The organism is Diaminobutyricibacter sp. McL0608, assembly GCF_039613825.1.
GTDB lineage: Bacteria > Actinomycetota > Actinomycetes > Actinomycetales > Microbacteriaceae > Diaminobutyricibacter.
In genome coordinates this window covers 2,786,884-2,800,422 of the sequence record NZ_CP154826.1, presented here as the reverse complement: position 1 = coordinate 2,800,422, position 13,539 = coordinate 2,786,884, and the positions used below count along the sequence as shown (strand labels likewise).

At 63.7% G+C, this 13,539-nt stretch carries 16 protein-coding genes; 10 read left to right on the top strand and 6 right to left on the bottom strand.

The window, feature by feature from the left end; all coding sequences use genetic code 11:
• Positions 1-34: 34 nt before the first annotated feature.
• Together AAYO93_RS13340 and AAYO93_RS13335 are read right to left on the bottom strand one after the other, a co-directional pair.
• A complete protein-coding gene (locus AAYO93_RS13340; RefSeq protein ID WP_345761670.1) occupies positions 35-1,336 on the bottom strand; it encodes an ABC transporter substrate-binding protein in 1,302 nt (433 codons plus the stop codon).
• 144 nt (positions 1,337-1,480) lie between these two features.
• Positions 1,481-2,512 carry a LacI family DNA-binding transcriptional regulator gene (locus tag AAYO93_RS13335; RefSeq protein ID WP_345761669.1) on the bottom strand — a complete coding sequence of 344 codons (1,032 nt, stop codon included), beginning with the start codon at positions 2,510-2,512 and terminating at the stop codon, positions 1,481-1,483.
• Between the two features lie 159 nt (positions 2,513-2,671).
• Here AAYO93_RS13335 and AAYO93_RS13330 point away from each other — a divergent pair, with 159 nt between their 5' ends.
• From AAYO93_RS13330 to AAYO93_RS13315, 4 genes are all read left to right on the top strand, one after another.
• On the top strand, positions 2,672-4,030 hold the full coding sequence (locus AAYO93_RS13330; protein ID WP_345761668.1) for a glycoside hydrolase family 172 protein: 1,359 nt from the start codon (positions 2,672-2,674) through the stop codon (positions 4,028-4,030).
• A complete protein-coding gene (locus tag AAYO93_RS13325; protein ID WP_345761667.1) occupies positions 4,027-5,268 on the top strand; it encodes a glycoside hydrolase family 32 protein in 1,242 nt (413 codons plus the stop codon). The genes AAYO93_RS13330 and AAYO93_RS13325 overlap by 4 nt, the downstream gene beginning before the upstream one ends.
• Positions 5,265-6,221, top strand: coding sequence for a carbohydrate kinase family protein (locus AAYO93_RS13320; protein ID WP_345761666.1), 957 nt, complete (start codon positions 5,265-5,267; stop codon positions 6,219-6,221). Before AAYO93_RS13325 ends, AAYO93_RS13320 begins: the two co-directional genes overlap by 4 nt.
• 183 nt (positions 6,222-6,404) lie before the next feature.
• Positions 6,405-7,778 carry an FAD-binding oxidoreductase gene (locus tag AAYO93_RS13315; protein WP_345761665.1) on the top strand — a complete coding sequence of 458 codons (1,374 nt, stop codon included), beginning with the start codon at positions 6,405-6,407 and terminating at the stop codon, positions 7,776-7,778.
• Positions 7,779-7,790: 12 nt separating this feature from the next.
• Here AAYO93_RS13315 and AAYO93_RS13310 read toward each other — a convergent pair whose 3' ends face one another.
• Positions 7,791-8,699 (bottom strand): aldo/keto reductase, encoded by a 909-nt coding sequence (locus AAYO93_RS13310; protein ID WP_345761664.1) that lies wholly within the window; start codon positions 8,697-8,699, stop codon positions 7,791-7,793.
• Positions 8,700-8,803: 104 nt separating this feature from the next.
• On the opposite strand from AAYO93_RS13310, the gene AAYO93_RS13305 reads away from it, so the two are divergent.
• On the top strand, positions 8,804-9,424 hold the full coding sequence (locus AAYO93_RS13305) for a TMEM175 family protein (RefSeq protein ID WP_345761663.1): 621 nt from the start codon (positions 8,804-8,806) through the stop codon (positions 9,422-9,424).
• Positions 9,425-9,528: 104 nt separating this feature from the next.
• Here AAYO93_RS13305 and AAYO93_RS13300 read toward each other — a convergent pair whose 3' ends face one another.
• Positions 9,529-9,912 carry a carboxymuconolactone decarboxylase family protein gene (locus tag AAYO93_RS13300; protein ID WP_345761662.1) on the bottom strand — a complete coding sequence of 128 codons (384 nt, stop codon included), beginning with the start codon at positions 9,910-9,912 and terminating at the stop codon, positions 9,529-9,531.
• A 286-nt stretch (positions 9,913-10,198) separates the two neighbouring features.
• On the opposite strand from AAYO93_RS13300, the gene AAYO93_RS13295 reads away from it, so the two are divergent.
• Genes AAYO93_RS13295 through AAYO93_RS13280 form a run of 4 tightly spaced genes read left to right on the top strand, consistent with a single transcriptional unit; the run spans position 10,199 to position 11,525 of the window.
• Positions 10,199-10,480, top strand: a complete 282-nt coding sequence (locus AAYO93_RS13295) for an ArsR/SmtB family transcription factor (protein WP_345761661.1) — start codon at positions 10,199-10,201, stop codon at positions 10,478-10,480.
• Complete coding sequence (locus tag AAYO93_RS13290; RefSeq protein ID WP_345761660.1) at positions 10,477-10,869, top strand: VOC family protein; 393 nt, start codon at positions 10,477-10,479, stop codon at positions 10,867-10,869. The genes AAYO93_RS13295 and AAYO93_RS13290 overlap by 4 nt, the downstream gene beginning before the upstream one ends.
• Positions 10,866-11,252, top strand: a complete 387-nt coding sequence (locus tag AAYO93_RS13285) for a toxin-antitoxin system YwqK family antitoxin (protein WP_345761659.1) — start codon at positions 10,866-10,868, stop codon at positions 11,250-11,252. The genes AAYO93_RS13290 and AAYO93_RS13285 overlap by 4 nt, the downstream gene beginning before the upstream one ends.
• A gap of 45 nt (positions 11,253-11,297) precedes the next feature.
• Positions 11,298-11,525 carry an RNA-binding S4 domain-containing protein gene (locus AAYO93_RS13280; protein ID WP_345761658.1) on the top strand — a complete coding sequence of 76 codons (228 nt, stop codon included), beginning with the start codon at positions 11,298-11,300 and terminating at the stop codon, positions 11,523-11,525.
• Positions 11,526-11,541: 16 nt separating this feature from the next.
• Here AAYO93_RS13280 and AAYO93_RS13275 read toward each other — a convergent pair whose 3' ends face one another.
• Both AAYO93_RS13275 and AAYO93_RS13270 read right to left on the bottom strand, forming a co-directional pair.
• Positions 11,542-12,078: a GNAT family N-acetyltransferase gene (locus AAYO93_RS13275; protein WP_345761657.1), complete on the bottom strand. Its 537-nt coding sequence runs from the start codon at positions 12,076-12,078 to the stop codon at positions 11,542-11,544.
• 15 nt (positions 12,079-12,093) lie between these two features.
• Positions 12,094-12,591: a SixA phosphatase family protein gene (locus AAYO93_RS13270; protein ID WP_345764885.1), complete on the bottom strand. Its 498-nt coding sequence runs from the start codon at positions 12,589-12,591 to the stop codon at positions 12,094-12,096.
• Between the two features lie 101 nt (positions 12,592-12,692).
• Between AAYO93_RS13270 and AAYO93_RS13265 the strand changes: the two genes are divergently transcribed.
• Positions 12,693-13,514, top strand: coding sequence for an SDR family oxidoreductase (locus tag AAYO93_RS13265; protein WP_345761656.1), 822 nt, complete (start codon positions 12,693-12,695; stop codon positions 13,512-13,514).
• The last annotated feature ends 25 nt before the right edge of the window (positions 13,515-13,539 follow it).

The window sequence follows — 13,539 nt, the reverse complement described above, 5'->3', positions numbered from 1 at the left end:
TGCTGCCCGCCCGGCGGATCATGGTCGAAGCGACCTACTTGCCCGCTTCGATGGCTTTCTGCACCAGATCGACCGCCTGCTTTGAAGTCAGCTGTCCCTCGATCACGCCGTAGATGCTGTCATACATGGCGCTTGCAACTGCGGTGGACACGACGAGGTCGGGCTGCGTCTTCGGGCTGGTGAGCCCCGCGGCGGTGGACGCCTCGAGGGCGCCCTTCAGGACGCTCTGCTTCGTCGCGTCGAGCTTGGGCGTGTAGTTCGTCACGGGCGGCTGTCCGTTGTCGACGAGCAGCTGCTGCGCTGCGTCGCTGTAGTAGAAAGCGATGAACTTCTTGACGGCCGCGCTCTTCTTGTCATTCTTCTGCACGTCAGCGCTGACCGCGAACGGGGCCGAGGCGACGTTCATGACGATGTCCTGCTTGCCAACGCCGTCGGAGAAGGTCGGCCCGTTCCAGAAGCCGGCGTCGGGTGCCACCGATGAATCCTGGATGGCGCTGGAAGCCCAGATGCCCGCATCCAGCATCGCCGCTTTGCCGCTGGTGAACTCGTTGACCGCCTGCTGGTAGGTCTGCGTCGTCACGTTGGACGGGAAGGCTCCCGCTTTGCGGAGCTTGGCGATGCTGTCATAGAAGTTGATGAAGTCCGGGTTGTCGTAGCTGGATGTGCCCGCGAGGATCGAAGCCTCCTTGCTCTCCCAGCCGTAGCGATCCAGGTCGACGAGGAAGGACCAGACCGAGAACGACGACTGGTTGGCGCCGTCGGAGAGGGTCGTGATGCCCTTGCTGTGCAGGGTCTTGGCGACGTTGACGAAGTCGTCGAACGTCTTCGGAACGGTCAGCCCGTTGTCGCTGAGGATCTTCTTGTTGTACCAGATGCCCGTCAGGAGGCCCTGGTACGGGACGCCGTAGGTGACCTTGCCGGTGGAGAAGTTGTCCAGAGTGCTCGAGGCGATCTTGTCGGTGAGGCCGAGACTCTTCAGCACCGGCGCGAGATCCATGAGGTCGCCCGCCTTGTTCATCTGCTCCGCAGTGGACTTGTAGACCCAGAAGATGTCGGGGAGCGTGTGGCTCTGGGCTGCGACCGAGATGGCCTGGAGGTGCTGGGCCACGGGCTGACCGGTGACGGTGACCGAGATGTTCGGGTACTTCTTCTCGAAAGCCTGGACGATGGCCCAGGTCGCGGGGTCAGCAGTCTTCACGTTCGGGTTCTGCATCGACAGGCTGATCTTCGTCGGACCACTGGACGATCCGGCCGAGCATCCTGCGATGCTCAATGCGACTGCAGTCGCGACAGCAACTACAGCTGCGAGTCTCTTCGGATGGTGCGTGCTGTGCATTTCATCTCCATTGATGGGGGCGGTCTACAGAGCCGCCGGAGCCGGGTTTCATCGAAACGTTTGCGCGTCTCATTTCGTAAGCTAGACGTGCATGCGTCGGGTTGTCAAGCCGGTCGATGAATCCGGCGGCTGTGATTGCGGGTGCTAGATGGTCTCATCCGGATGCGCACCGAATCGATAGCCACGCGTGCTCTCGCGATATTCGATGGACTGCTCGAGGTGGACAATCCTGGGCATCGATGTTGAGCCGGCCAGGCGATCCTTCAGAAGATCGACCGCTGCGATGCCCACCTCGAGCGCAGGCTGCCGCACCGTCGTGATGCTCGGCTCGAACAGATCCGAATGGCTGAATCCGTCGAAAGTGGCGAACGCGACATCGCGGGGGATGCGCTTGTTCGCGGCCTTCAACTGTTCGAGCGTGGCGACGGCGAGGACTGTGCTGCACGCGATGAAGGCGGTCGGGCCGCGCGGATCATCGATTGCCTTGGCGATTTCGGCAGCGAGCGGGTTCTCCGGGCCGTTCGAGGCGATGACGATCTGGTCGGAAGGATCCAGTCCGGCCTCGATGACCCCGATCGTGAACCCGTCCGCGCGCTCTCGAAGAGTCGAGACACGACGGTCTCCCGCGACCAGGACCATTCGGCGATGACCGGCATCGACGAGGTGCGAGACCAGAGAACGCATGGGTTGTCGGTTCTCTGTGCCGACTTGGTCGAAGGGTGAGCTTGGCGACATGCGGTCGAGAAGGACCACAGCCGCGCTCTCATTCTTCAGCTCGTCGATGATGCTTTCTGACGAGTTGGCGGACCGGGCGAGAATAAGCCCGTCGACCCGTCTTTCGAGGAGCACCTTCACCGCCTTGGCCTCGCGCTCGGCGCTCTCGGCCGAGTTCGACAGGAGAAGTGTGAGGCCGAGCTTCGCGGCCGCTTGCTCCACCCCGTGGACCATTTCGGCGAATGCGGGCTCGCCCGCGTCGGGGATCACGAGACCGATGCTGTCGGTTCGCGATCGCCGCATGGCGCGGGCCAGCGCATCCTGACGATACGAGGTCTTCTCGATCGCATCCATCACCCGCCGCCGGGTAGCCGGCTCGACATGCCTGGTTTCGTTCAGCACGTGCGAAACGGTGGATGTCGATACGCCGGCAAGTGCCGCTACTTCGACGATCGTTGCCATGTCTACCTCTGTTCGTCGTCCTGATGGCGGACGTTTGGAATGTACTGCGTCGAGTCGATCGCAGTATCGAGTTGCCAGCATCTACTATGCCAGCTAGCATCAGTTGCGCAAACGTTTCGACGCATTAGACACTCCTTTCACACTCAAGGAAGAGCCCCGATGAACAACCCCTACCTGCCGAGCGGCCTGCTCGGCAACCTGACCGTGAGTCGCGATACCCGAACCGCACGGGCGTCGAGTTTCGACCAGACGGGCCGCAACCGGGACAACTGGATCGTGATGCCGGGCGAGGAGCGCGTGCTTGCCGACATCGAGGGTCCGGGCTTTATCACGCACATCTGGATGACGCAGTCGTCGCGCATCCAGCCCGGCCCTGGCCAGATCGACCCGGCGGTCGTCGGCGTGCCGATGCTGGAGATCCACAACGCGCTCGGCGTGAGCTGGGAAGTCCATGATCCGGACTACTACCGCAAGATCGTGCTCAAGATGTACTGGGACGACCAGGACACCCCGAGTGTGATCGCCCCCCTCGGAGACTTCTTCGGCCTGATGAACTCGCTCTCAGGTTCGTACGACTCGCTTCCGCTCTCGGTTTCGGCCAAAGAACCGGAGCTCAACACGTTCGGTGGAAGCGCCGCATTCAACAGCTACTTCCGGATGCCGTTCAACTCGCGCGCCCGGATCGTCGTCGAGAACCAGAACGACATCCCTTACCTGCAGTACTTCTACATCGACTACGAACTGGTGCGCGAGCCGCTGCCTGAGGACACGGTGTACTTCCACGCCCACTGGCGTCGGGCGCTGCCCAACCAGGGCTGGGGTCCCGACCTGCAGGCGAACAGCATCGAGACGACCATCCCGAACCTGACCGGTGACGACAACTATGTCGTTCTCGAGACCGAGGGACGCGGACACTATGTCGGCTGCAACCTGGCGGTGCGCCACTTCCAGGGCTCGTGGTGGGGTGAAGGCGACGACATGATCTTCATCGACGACGACACGTGGCCGCCGAGCCTGCACGGCACAGGCATGGAGGACTACTTCGGGCACGCGTGGGGCATGCAGGACAACGCGTACCTGTTCAACGGAACGATGGTGCACGAGGCCAACGTGCCCGGATTCCACCACAGCTACCGCTTCCACATGGCCGACCCGATCCGCTTCTCCAAGCGCATCAAGGTCACCTTCGAGCATGGCCACGGCAACCATCTCTCCGATGACTGGTCGTCTACGGCGTACTGGTATCAGACGCTTCCCTCGCCCGAACTCACCATCCTTCCCGTGGAGCAGCGCCTTCCGCTGCGTCCGATCGACCGCGTCGTCGAGGCGCCGTTGCCCGAGTTGACTGACGAGCAGACGGATGCGCGAGCGCGGGCAGCCGAGCGGATGGAACGCTTCGTCGCTGCGCGCGACGAAATGCGCAGACAGCGTCAGGAAGAGGTCGACACCTGGGAGGCGGGCAACGTGACCCAGGCTCGCGACATCCGCGCCCGTTTCGATGCGGGGGTCGCAGAGTGACGCGCCCGGAGTTCCACTTCACCGCCCCAAGTGGCTGGATCAACGACCCCCACGGCATCACGTACCGCGATGGCCGCTACCACCTCTTCTACCAGTACGTGCCGGAGAGTCTTGTCTGGGCGCCGAACTGCCACTGGGGTCACGCAACGGGGCCGGACTTGTTCGACTGGACAGTCCAGCCGGTGGCGCTCGCACCCGGCGACGGTGACGACGGCATCTGGACGGGGTCGCTTGTCACCGACGACGCCGGCGAGTCGACCATCTTCTACACCTCGGTCGTACAACCCGGGATCGGCATCGGTCGAGTGCGCCGCGCACATCCGGCCGACCCCGAATGGCTCACCTGGGCCAAGGAGGGCGTGGTCGCGACGGCGCCGGCCGAGCTCGACATCATCGCCTACCGCGACCCCTTCGTCTTCAGGGATGGGGAGGGGTGGCGCATGTTCGTCGGCGCTGGGCTGGCAGACGGCACCGCCACTGCACTCTCCTATTCGTCTGCCGACCTCGCGGAGTGGTCGTACGACGAGATCGCGGTGCAACGGTCCACGACCGAGACCCAGCCGGTGTGGACGGGGGCGCTCTGGGAGTGCCCGCAGCTGTTCGAACTCGACGGCCGGCACGTGATGGTCACCTCGGTCTGGGACGACGACGTGCTCCACTACGTGATCTACGCCGTGGGCGACTATGTCGACGGCAACTTCACGCCGACGTCGTGGGGTCGCCTGAGCTATGGGCCCAGCTACTATGCGCCCTCGTTCTTCCGCGATGCCGACGGGAAACCATCCCTCACCTTCTGGCTGCGCCACGTCGAAGACCGGGACGCAGGCTGGGCTAGTGCCCACAGCATCCCGCACACGCTGTCGCTCGTTGGCGAGACTCTCGTAGCAACGCCACACGCCGGACTCGAGAAATACCGGCGCGAGGTGACGACATCGCGGATCGCCGGGCTCGCGGCTGACTGCAGCTGGCAGCCGGCTCCCGGCGGACACTTCAGTGTCGCTTCCGGTCCCACGGTGCTCGCGAGCCTGGTGTTCGACGGGGAGGGACTGCGCATCCAGCAGGGCAGCGAATCCTGGCCGATGCCGTTCTCAGACGGACCGGTGCGGATCATCGTCGACGGCCCGACCCTGGAGGTCTCGACCGATGGCGGAGTCTTCGCAGTGCCGGTCGCGCCGGCGGCCGACTCGCTCGAGATCGCCGCATCCGAGCCCGTGAAGATCTGGCAATTGGCGCGATGAGCGCGGCGACTGTCATCGGCGAATCGCTGGTCGACCGTATTGTGGGCGCCGACGGCGCCGTTCGTGAGGTCGCCGGGGGAAGCCCGATGAACGTCGCCGTAGGTCTCGCGCGTCTCGGCGTCGACACGACGCTCTACACGCGGTTCGGGACGGATCGGCTCGGCCAGATGATCGGGTGTCATCTGGCCGAGTCCGGTGTCCGCGTTGCGCCCGGCTCGGTATCGGGAGCCGCCACTTCCAGCGCTACGGCGAACATCGACGAAGAGGGCGCGGCGCACTATCTCTTCGACATCCGGTGGGATCCGGAACTCGGCGGACTGGGTGCCGCCGACGTCCTCCACACCGGATCGATCGGAGCACTCCTGGAGCCGGGAGCGGATCGCGTGCTCGAGGCGCTCGAAGCGGCCGAAACGTCGACCCTGGTTTCGTTCGATCCGAACATCCGCCCCGCCGTTCTTGGTAACCACTCGACGGTCGTGGAACGCGTCGAACGACTGGCCGCGCAGGCCGACGTCGTGAAGATGAGCGACGAGGACGCCGGATGGCTGTATCCCGAAGTCGGGCACGCTCAGATCGCCGACGCGTACGTCGAGCGCGGCGTATCGCTGTTCGTGATCACGCGCGGTCCGCGTCCCTGCCTGGTACGCACCTCCGCGCACTCGTTCGCCGTGACACCGCGCGCCGTCAGTGTCGTCGACACGATCGGAGCCGGGGACGCCTTCATGTCCGGGCTGCTCTTCGCCTGCCTGGAGGACGACCACGTCGGCGCCGTGGTCGGACGGCGTCTGACGCTCGACGCGGTTCAGTCGATCATCGGCACGGCACTCGAATCGTCGGCGATCACCGTCGGAAGGCTCGGAGCGTCGCCGCCGGATCGGCGTGCCCTGGCGGAAGCGGCTGGCGGCGGACTACTCCGCGTGCCTCGAAGGGCACGGGTCGCGCCCCGGCCGTGAAAGGGCAGCGAAGCCGTTCAAGAAGCGTCAGGGCCGCTAACCTCCAACGTGCAAGCTGGCGTCCTCTTGACCCGGCGGCGGCTTGGGTGTAGGCCTAGCGACGTAACCCCCAGCCGTCATCATCGGTGGGGAAGTGGCGGGTGGACGAATCCGGTCTTATCAGAGGGAATCGGCGGTACACCCATGAACGGAACATCGCTCGACGGGCTGCGTGAGCAGCTCCGCGGGCAACTGGTCGAACCAAGTGATCCTGAATACGACTCGGCTCGCGCTGTCTACAACGGCATGATCGACAAGCACCCGGCCGGTGTCGTCCGGGTGGCGCAGGTGGCCGACGTCATCGCCAGCGTGAACTTCGCGCGCGACAACTCCATAGCCCTGGCAATTCGTGGCGGCGGCCACAGTGCGCCCGGCTTCGGCACCTGGGATGACGCCCTGGTCATCGATTTTGTCAACCGCACTGGAGTCCGTGTCGATCCGGAAGCGCGCACTGCCCGTGCCGAGCCGGGAACCACCTGGGCAGACTTCAACAACGCGACCCACGCGTTCGGTTTGGCCACCACGGGCGGCATCGTGGGGTCGACCGGGATTTCTGGCCTGACCTTGGGCGGCGGCATCGGCTACCTCTCCCGAAAATACGGGCTGTCGTGCGACAATCTGCTCTCCGCAGACGTGGTCACCGCAGAAGGCACGTTTCTGACGGCGAGCGAAACCCAGAACGACGACCTGTTCTGGGCGCTGAGAGGGGGCGGAGGCAACTTCGGCGTGGTGACGTCACTGGAGTACAGACTTCACCCCGTGGACATGGTCCATGCCGCGATCATCATCTACGGCATCGAGCACGCCAAGACCGTGGCTGAATTCTACCGGGACTACATCGCCTCCGCCCCGGAGGAATTCGGGACGTTCATGGGCTTCCACCAGGGACCGCCCGTGCCGTTCCTCCCCGAGGAATGGCACGGCAAACCTGTCTGCGTGATCATCGGCATGTGGACGGGGGATCCCGCCGAAGGCGAAGCCCGCTGGCAGCCGTTCCTGGATGTGGCTCCCGTGGCCGGTTCGATGGTGGGCGTCATGCCGTACCCGGCGCTCAACTCCGCCTTCGATCCGCTGCTGCCCAAAGGGATGCAGGCCTACTGGAAGGCGAACTTCCTCCCCGAACTCAATGACGGCGCCATTGCCGCCCATCTCGAGTACGGGAGCAAAGTTCCGAGCGTCCAGACGTCGGTCCACATCTATCCGATCGATGGTGCCGTGCAGCGCGTGGGTCAGACGGACACGGCCTTCGTCAACCGCAACGTCAAATTCTCTCCCGTGATCGCCTGCATGTGGGATGACCCCGCAGACAACGCTGCGAATATCGACTGGGTGCGCAGCTACTCAGAAGCGTTGCGCCCGTATTCGTCGTCGGGCGGCTACATCAACTTCATGGACGGTGACGACCAGAGCAGGATCGGTGAGAACTACGGGGTCAACTACGAACGCTTGACGGCCATCAAACGCACGTACGATCCCGAGAACTTTTTCCACGTGAACCAGAACATCAAGCCTGCCTGACCTCGAAAGGTTCTACGCAGCGTCGAGCATCCGCAGGTCCTCGTCGCTGAGGCGGATGGCGGCCGCCGCGACGTTCTGCTCGAGATGTGTCAGATCGCCGGTGCCGGGAATCGCGAGGACGTTCGGCCCCTGATGGAGCGTCCACGCGAGGCGGATCTGCGTCGCGGTCACGCCGTGGGCCTCGGCGAGCTGGTTCACGTCGCGTCGTTCCTCGGTCGCTCTGCCACGCTCTCGACCACTGCCGGCCATTGCGAAGTACGGGATGAACGCGATCCCACGCGTTGCCGCCTCGGAGAGTACGGGCAGGGATGTGCGCTCATCGAGTCCGAAGCGGTTCTGCACGCTGACGATCGGTGCTATCGCGGCCGCTTCGATCAGTTGCTCAACGCATACGTTCGACACACCGAGGTTGCCGATCAGCCCTTCCGCTCGCAGGTCGGCGAGAGCGCCAAGGTGTTCTGCGATCGATCCGTTGCCGAAGACACGAAGATAGACCAGCTCCAGACGGTCGCGACCGAGCTGGCGCAGATTCTCCTCGACCTGGCCGCGCAGCTCATCCGGCGTCGCGGGATCAGCCCACTCGCCTGACGGAGTCCGTGCAGGACCGACCTTCGTCGCGATGACGATGTCGTCGTCGTGGTTCGGGAACGCTGCGTTGAGGAGCTCGTTCGCGGAGAGCCTCGGTGAAAAGTAGAAGGCGGCCGTGTCGAAGTGGTTGACGCCCAGATCGCGTGCACGTCGCAGAACGGCGATCGACTCGGCCCGGTCACGACTGGGGCCGGTTCCGAACGCGGCTGCGGAAGCCAGGCGCATCGCACCGAACCCCATCCGATTGACGCTCACATCGCCCAGGTTCCAGCTCCCCGCGGGAGCCCGCGTCTGAAGCTCCGTCTGCATGCTGCCGTCCACCATGGTCCCCATTCCGAATCCGTTGAGGTGGTCAGTTTCACACAGTGCTTCACGCTGTGTGCTGAAGCGATCGCGGAGCAGAGCACCGTTTCGCGGCGGTCGGGCAGTATGGGTGCATGATGTCGAAGGCTCGTTTTGAGGCGTTCAGCGACGGTGTGCTTGCAGTGGCGATAACGCTGTTGGTGCTCGATCTTCATGTCGACATCAGCCCTGGCCACTCGCTCGCGGAGGCGCTGGCGAACCAGTGGCCATCCTTCGTCGCCTACGCGCTGAGCTTTCTGGTCATCGGTGTGATCTGGGTCAACCATCATTCGGTCCTCCGATTCGCCATGGTTGTGGATCGGGTGCTTCTGTTCGAGAACCTGTTCCTTCTGATGGTGGTCACAACGATCCCGTTCACCACCGCCACGCTCGCCGCCGCTCTTGCTCACGGAACCGGTGAGGACATCCGCATCGGCGCCCTTCTGTATGGCGCGTCGATGACGGGCATGGCGGTCGCCTTCACCCTGCTGTTCGCTCGAATCAGTGCAACACGATTGGCTGCGGGAACCATCACGAGATCGCAGAGGCGTTCGGCAGTCCTCCGTTTCGGGGCAGGGACGATCCTCTACCCGCTGACGGCAGTCATCGGTATCTGGAGCGCGCCCATCATGCTCGCCGCCTACGGCGCACTCAGCATCTACTACTTGTTCAACCAGACCGGATATTCAGAGTCCGTGAACGAGACCGTCAGTTGACGAGGATGCCCAGAGTGAAGAGGATGCCTCGCGAACCGAAGCTAACTGTGGCGGGCTCTTTGACGTATGGATCGCCACATCGCCCCGAGACCGAGTTTGCGCCTCTACGCAATCCCCGCAGACTGAAGTGCTCTATGCGCGGCTTGAAAAGCCTCACGACCCGTCGGCGTGCCGCAATAGACCGTGACGTGGGTCAACACGTCCTCGAGCTCCTTGACGGTGACGCCAGTGGCAAGTGCGCCCTTTGTGTAAATCTCGACCTGTTCGAAACGGCCGAGAGCGGCGAGAATGCCAATGCTCAGGATCGATTTTGTCTTCTTATCAAGGGCTGCGCCATCCCACGCGAGCCCCCAAGCCAGTTCCGTCACGATGTGTTGGAACGTCATCATGAATTCGTCTGACCCAGACAGATCGTTATCGACGTATTCGTCTCCCAACACTTCACGACGAATTTCAAGGCCCCTCGTGAACCGTTGACTGTCCTGCATGTGAACGCCCCCTTGCTAACGCTGCTCTCGCCCTCTGGAATGAGGTGCGGAAGGCCACCAGTGCAGTCGCGAGCGTCAACGTCCGATCCACATTGTCGCGAATTTCCGATCGGACAGTCGGTGCAGTCACGACCGAGCACCGTCCAGGCGTGCGAATGTCCTGGAAACCTCCAAAACAAGCCTCCACCCGTCGGACGCGGCGGTCAACGGGTCGCTCTGACGACCGAGCACGGTCCGCGGATCCATCGATATTGATTGGCAACCAAAAGGTTGCTAATCTGACAACGTGGATGCAGTCTTCCGTGCGTTGGGTGACCCGGTCCGTCTTGCCCTGGTCGAAGAGCTTGCGCGACGAAACGATCAGACTCTGTTCGAGTTGTGCGTGCGTCTGATCAACCGAGGCCACAGCCTGAGCCGACAAGCCGTGGCGAAGCATGTTGCTTCCCTGCGGGATGCCGGGCTGGTCCACCTGACCACGAGCGGCCGCACCACGATCCATCACCTCGACCCGACTGTGCTTGTCCAGGCGCAGGCACGAGTCGCTCACCTCATTGAGGAGCTGTCATGAACATCACGATCACAACGACGTCCGTGCTGGTCGACGATCAAGCCAGAGCTCTTGAGTTCTATACGAACACGCTCGGTTTCGTGAAGAAGACCGACATGCCGGCCGGTGAATTCCGGTGGCTGACCGTCGTGAGCCAGGACGCGCAGGACGGCGTCGAGCTTCTGTTGGAACCAGACGAGCATCCGGCGGCAAAAGTATTCAAGGCTGCGCTTGTCGAGGACGGAATTCCGTTCACGAGTTTTGGCGTCTCAGATGCAACAGCCGAGTTCGAGCGCCTGTCTGCGCTGGGCGTGAGATTCACGCAGCCGCCGATGACAATGGGGCCGGTGACCACGGCAGTGCTGGACGACACCTGCGGCAACCTGATCCAGATCGCGAGCATGCCGTGAACCAACTCGACGCTGCGGGGTTCAAGACAGGTCTCTGGGAGGAACCCGACCCGCACGGAGGCACGACCGCCGGTGAGTACAAGGATGGCCAACGCACCGGACTATGGCGCCACCTCTTTCGCGACGGCGGCGTCCGATCGGAGTTTCACTACGCGGACGGGGAGCTCACGGGAGAGTGCGTGTGGTTCCGACCGTCGGGCGAGCTTCGCCAGCACGGCGGATTCCTCGACGGTCAGAAACATGGTCACTGGAAGCGCTGGACGGACCGCGGGATTCTCATCGACGAAGGCGACTTCGATCACGGGTCCAAGACCGGGGTATGGACGTATTACGCACCCGACGGAAGCGTCAAGAAGACTACGAACCATCGACCTGGCTCTTGACACGACCGAGTCAGCGCCCGGCACATGGTGGGCTAGCATTCGGGAATGACGAACCCGGCTCCGATCGACGACGTCCCGATCGCTGGTGAGGCAATTCGCCTCGGGCAGTTCCTGAAGTTCGCTGGACTCCTCGATTCCGGTGGCAACGTGAAAGAGGCCATCATCGACGGCTACGTGACCGTGAACGGCGAGGTCGATCGCCGCAGGGGACGGCAACTGCAACTCGGCGATATCGTCACCTTCGAGGGACGCAGCGTCCGCGTCAGTCCGTGAGGCGTTTCGAGCATCGTCAGGATGCGCTCAGTGCTCCGAACCATTGCGCTTCGCCGTACTCTTCGTGACGCTCGAGTTCGGTGAACCCGAGCTTCCGAAGCACGCGCAGCGACGGCTCGTTCGCGAGCTGAGTCGAAACGACGAGCGGCTCATCCGGAGCGGCCGCACGGAACCATGCCATCGCCGCCGCGCACGCTTCCGTCGCGTAGCCGTATCCCCAGGCATCCGGCAACAGCATGTAGCCCAGCTCGACTTCGCCGCCCCCATCGCGGACGTGACCCGGCCGCGCGACATCGCGTGAATCGAACGTGACGATGCCGCACACCCGGCGGTCGAGCTCGACGACGAAGAAGCCGGCCCGCTGGCCGGGGATGGCGGGCAGCAGCTGATCGAGGTGCTCGCGCGGCTCCGCCCCGCCGACGAACTGGTTCACCCGTTCATCGCTGAACAGGTCGAGCATCGATTCGCGGTCGCCTCCCTCGGCCGCGCGCAGGATGAGTCGTTCGGTCGAGATCGGGGCAGGAGGCCAGGTCACTCCGTCGAGATTCGCCATGGCGCGAGCGTATCGTCAACTCAGGACGTGGCCGTCGGAGCGTCCCGCAGCGCGGAGCACCGTCGATGTGGCGTCGAGTTCGGGCCACGGTCTCTCGACACCGAACTCGACGATGCCGGCGGTTCGCATGATCACATCCTCGCCAGCGAGAAGCGAGGCCAGCTCTTCCATGCCGGGGTTGTGGCCGACCAGGAGCAGTGTGCGGACATCGTCCGGCACATCAAACACCACTTCGAGGAGCTGGTCGGCGGACGCCGCGTACATTGGGTCGTCGATTTGCTCAGGAGGCACGGGTGCGAGCTGGGCGGACGCGAGCTCCCAGGTCTCGCGGGCGCGCTTTGCAGGCGACACGATGGCCAGGTTGATCCGGTCGGCGTGGTTTGCGAGCCACCGCCCGGCGAGTGGGGCCTGAGCCCGGCCCCGTTCGGCAAGGGGTCGGTCGAAGTCCGGAGCGGAACCGGACCAATCGGACTTGGCGTGGCGCAGGAGGATGAGAGTGCGCTCGATCGTCATCACGCTGCCAGTCTGCCGCACGATCAGGCCGCTCAGCACAGTAAGCGAGACGATCTGCCGAGCCCACGCGGCCCCGCCGATGAACGTCCTAGTCTTGGAGCATGGCAAAGAACTGGTTCATCACTGGAACTTCCCGCGGTTTCGGCAGGGAGTGGGCGATCGCAGCGCTCGACCGCGGTGACAGGGTGGCGGCAACGGCGCGCAGGCTCGAGACGCTCGAAGACCTGTCCGAAAAATACGGCGACAACCTGCTCCCCATCGAACTGGATGTCAACGATCGTGACGCGGACTTCGCTGCTGTCGCGCGAGCGCATGAGACGTTCGGCAGCCTTGACGTCGTCATCAACAACGCGGGCTACGGCCAGTTCGGAATGATCGAAGAGATCTCCGAGCAAGAGGCACGCGACCAATTCGAGACGAACGTCTTCGGTGCACTCTGGGTCACTCAGGCCGCTCTGCCATTCATGCGTGAGCAGGGCCACGGGCACATCCTGCAGGTCTCCTCGATCGGTGGCATCAGCGCCTTCCCGAACATCGGAATCTACAACGGCTCGAAGTGGGCTCTCGAGGGGTTCACTCAAGCATTGGCGCAGGAGGTCGCGGACTTTGGAATCAAGGTCACGCTGATCGAACCGGCGGCGTTCTCGACCGATTGGGGAGGGGACTCGGCCAAGCACGCGGCGCCGCTGGCCGCGTACGACGCGTATCGCGAGAAGGCGGCCGAGGCACGGAAGGCGCGAGTCTCGTCCCAGGGCAATCCAGGCGCGACCGGTCAGGTGGTGCTGGAGCTCGTCGATGCTGCGGAGCCGCCCTTGCGCGTGTTCTTCGGCACAGCACCGATCGGGATGGCCAAGGCCGATTACGCGAGCAGAATCGAGACCTGGGACAAATGGAACCATCTGTCGGTCGAAGCGCAAGGTTGAGCCGCGCCCGCGACGAGATCCTTGA

Bases quoted from the DNA above. Each gene is read 5' to 3' on its own strand.
- AAYO93_RS13340 (WP_345761670.1), bottom strand. From the start codon at position 1,336: ATGCACAGCACGCACCATCCGAAGAGACTCGCAGCTGTAGTTGCTGTC.
- AAYO93_RS13335 (WP_345761669.1), bottom strand. From the start codon at position 2,512: ATGGCAACGATCGTCGAAGTAGCGGCACTTGCCGGCGTATCGACATCC.
- AAYO93_RS13330 (WP_345761668.1), top strand. From the start codon at position 2,672: ATGAACAACCCCTACCTGCCGAGCGGCCTGCTCGGCAACCTGACCGTG.
- AAYO93_RS13320 (WP_345761666.1), top strand. From the start codon at position 5,265: ATGAGCGCGGCGACTGTCATCGGCGAATCGCTGGTCGACCGTATTGTG.
- AAYO93_RS13315 (WP_345761665.1), top strand. From the start codon at position 6,405: ATGAACGGAACATCGCTCGACGGGCTGCGTGAGCAGCTCCGCGGGCAA.
- AAYO93_RS13310 (WP_345761664.1), bottom strand. From the start codon at position 8,699: ATGGGGACCATGGTGGACGGCAGCATGCAGACGGAGCTTCAGACGCGG.
- AAYO93_RS13305 (WP_345761663.1), top strand. From the start codon at position 8,804: ATGATGTCGAAGGCTCGTTTTGAGGCGTTCAGCGACGGTGTGCTTGCA.
- AAYO93_RS13300 (WP_345761662.1), bottom strand. From the start codon at position 9,912: ATGCAGGACAGTCAACGGTTCACGAGGGGCCTTGAAATTCGTCGTGAA.
- AAYO93_RS13290 (WP_345761660.1), top strand. From the start codon at position 10,477: ATGAACATCACGATCACAACGACGTCCGTGCTGGTCGACGATCAAGCC.
- AAYO93_RS13280 (WP_345761658.1), top strand. From the start codon at position 11,298: ATGACGAACCCGGCTCCGATCGACGACGTCCCGATCGCTGGTGAGGCA.
- AAYO93_RS13275 (WP_345761657.1), bottom strand. From the start codon at position 12,078: ATGGCGAATCTCGACGGAGTGACCTGGCCTCCTGCCCCGATCTCGACC.
- AAYO93_RS13270 (WP_345764885.1), bottom strand. From the start codon at position 12,591: ATGACGATCGAGCGCACTCTCATCCTCCTGCGCCACGCCAAGTCCGAT.
- AAYO93_RS13265 (WP_345761656.1), top strand. From the start codon at position 12,693: ATGGCAAAGAACTGGTTCATCACTGGAACTTCCCGCGGTTTCGGCAGG.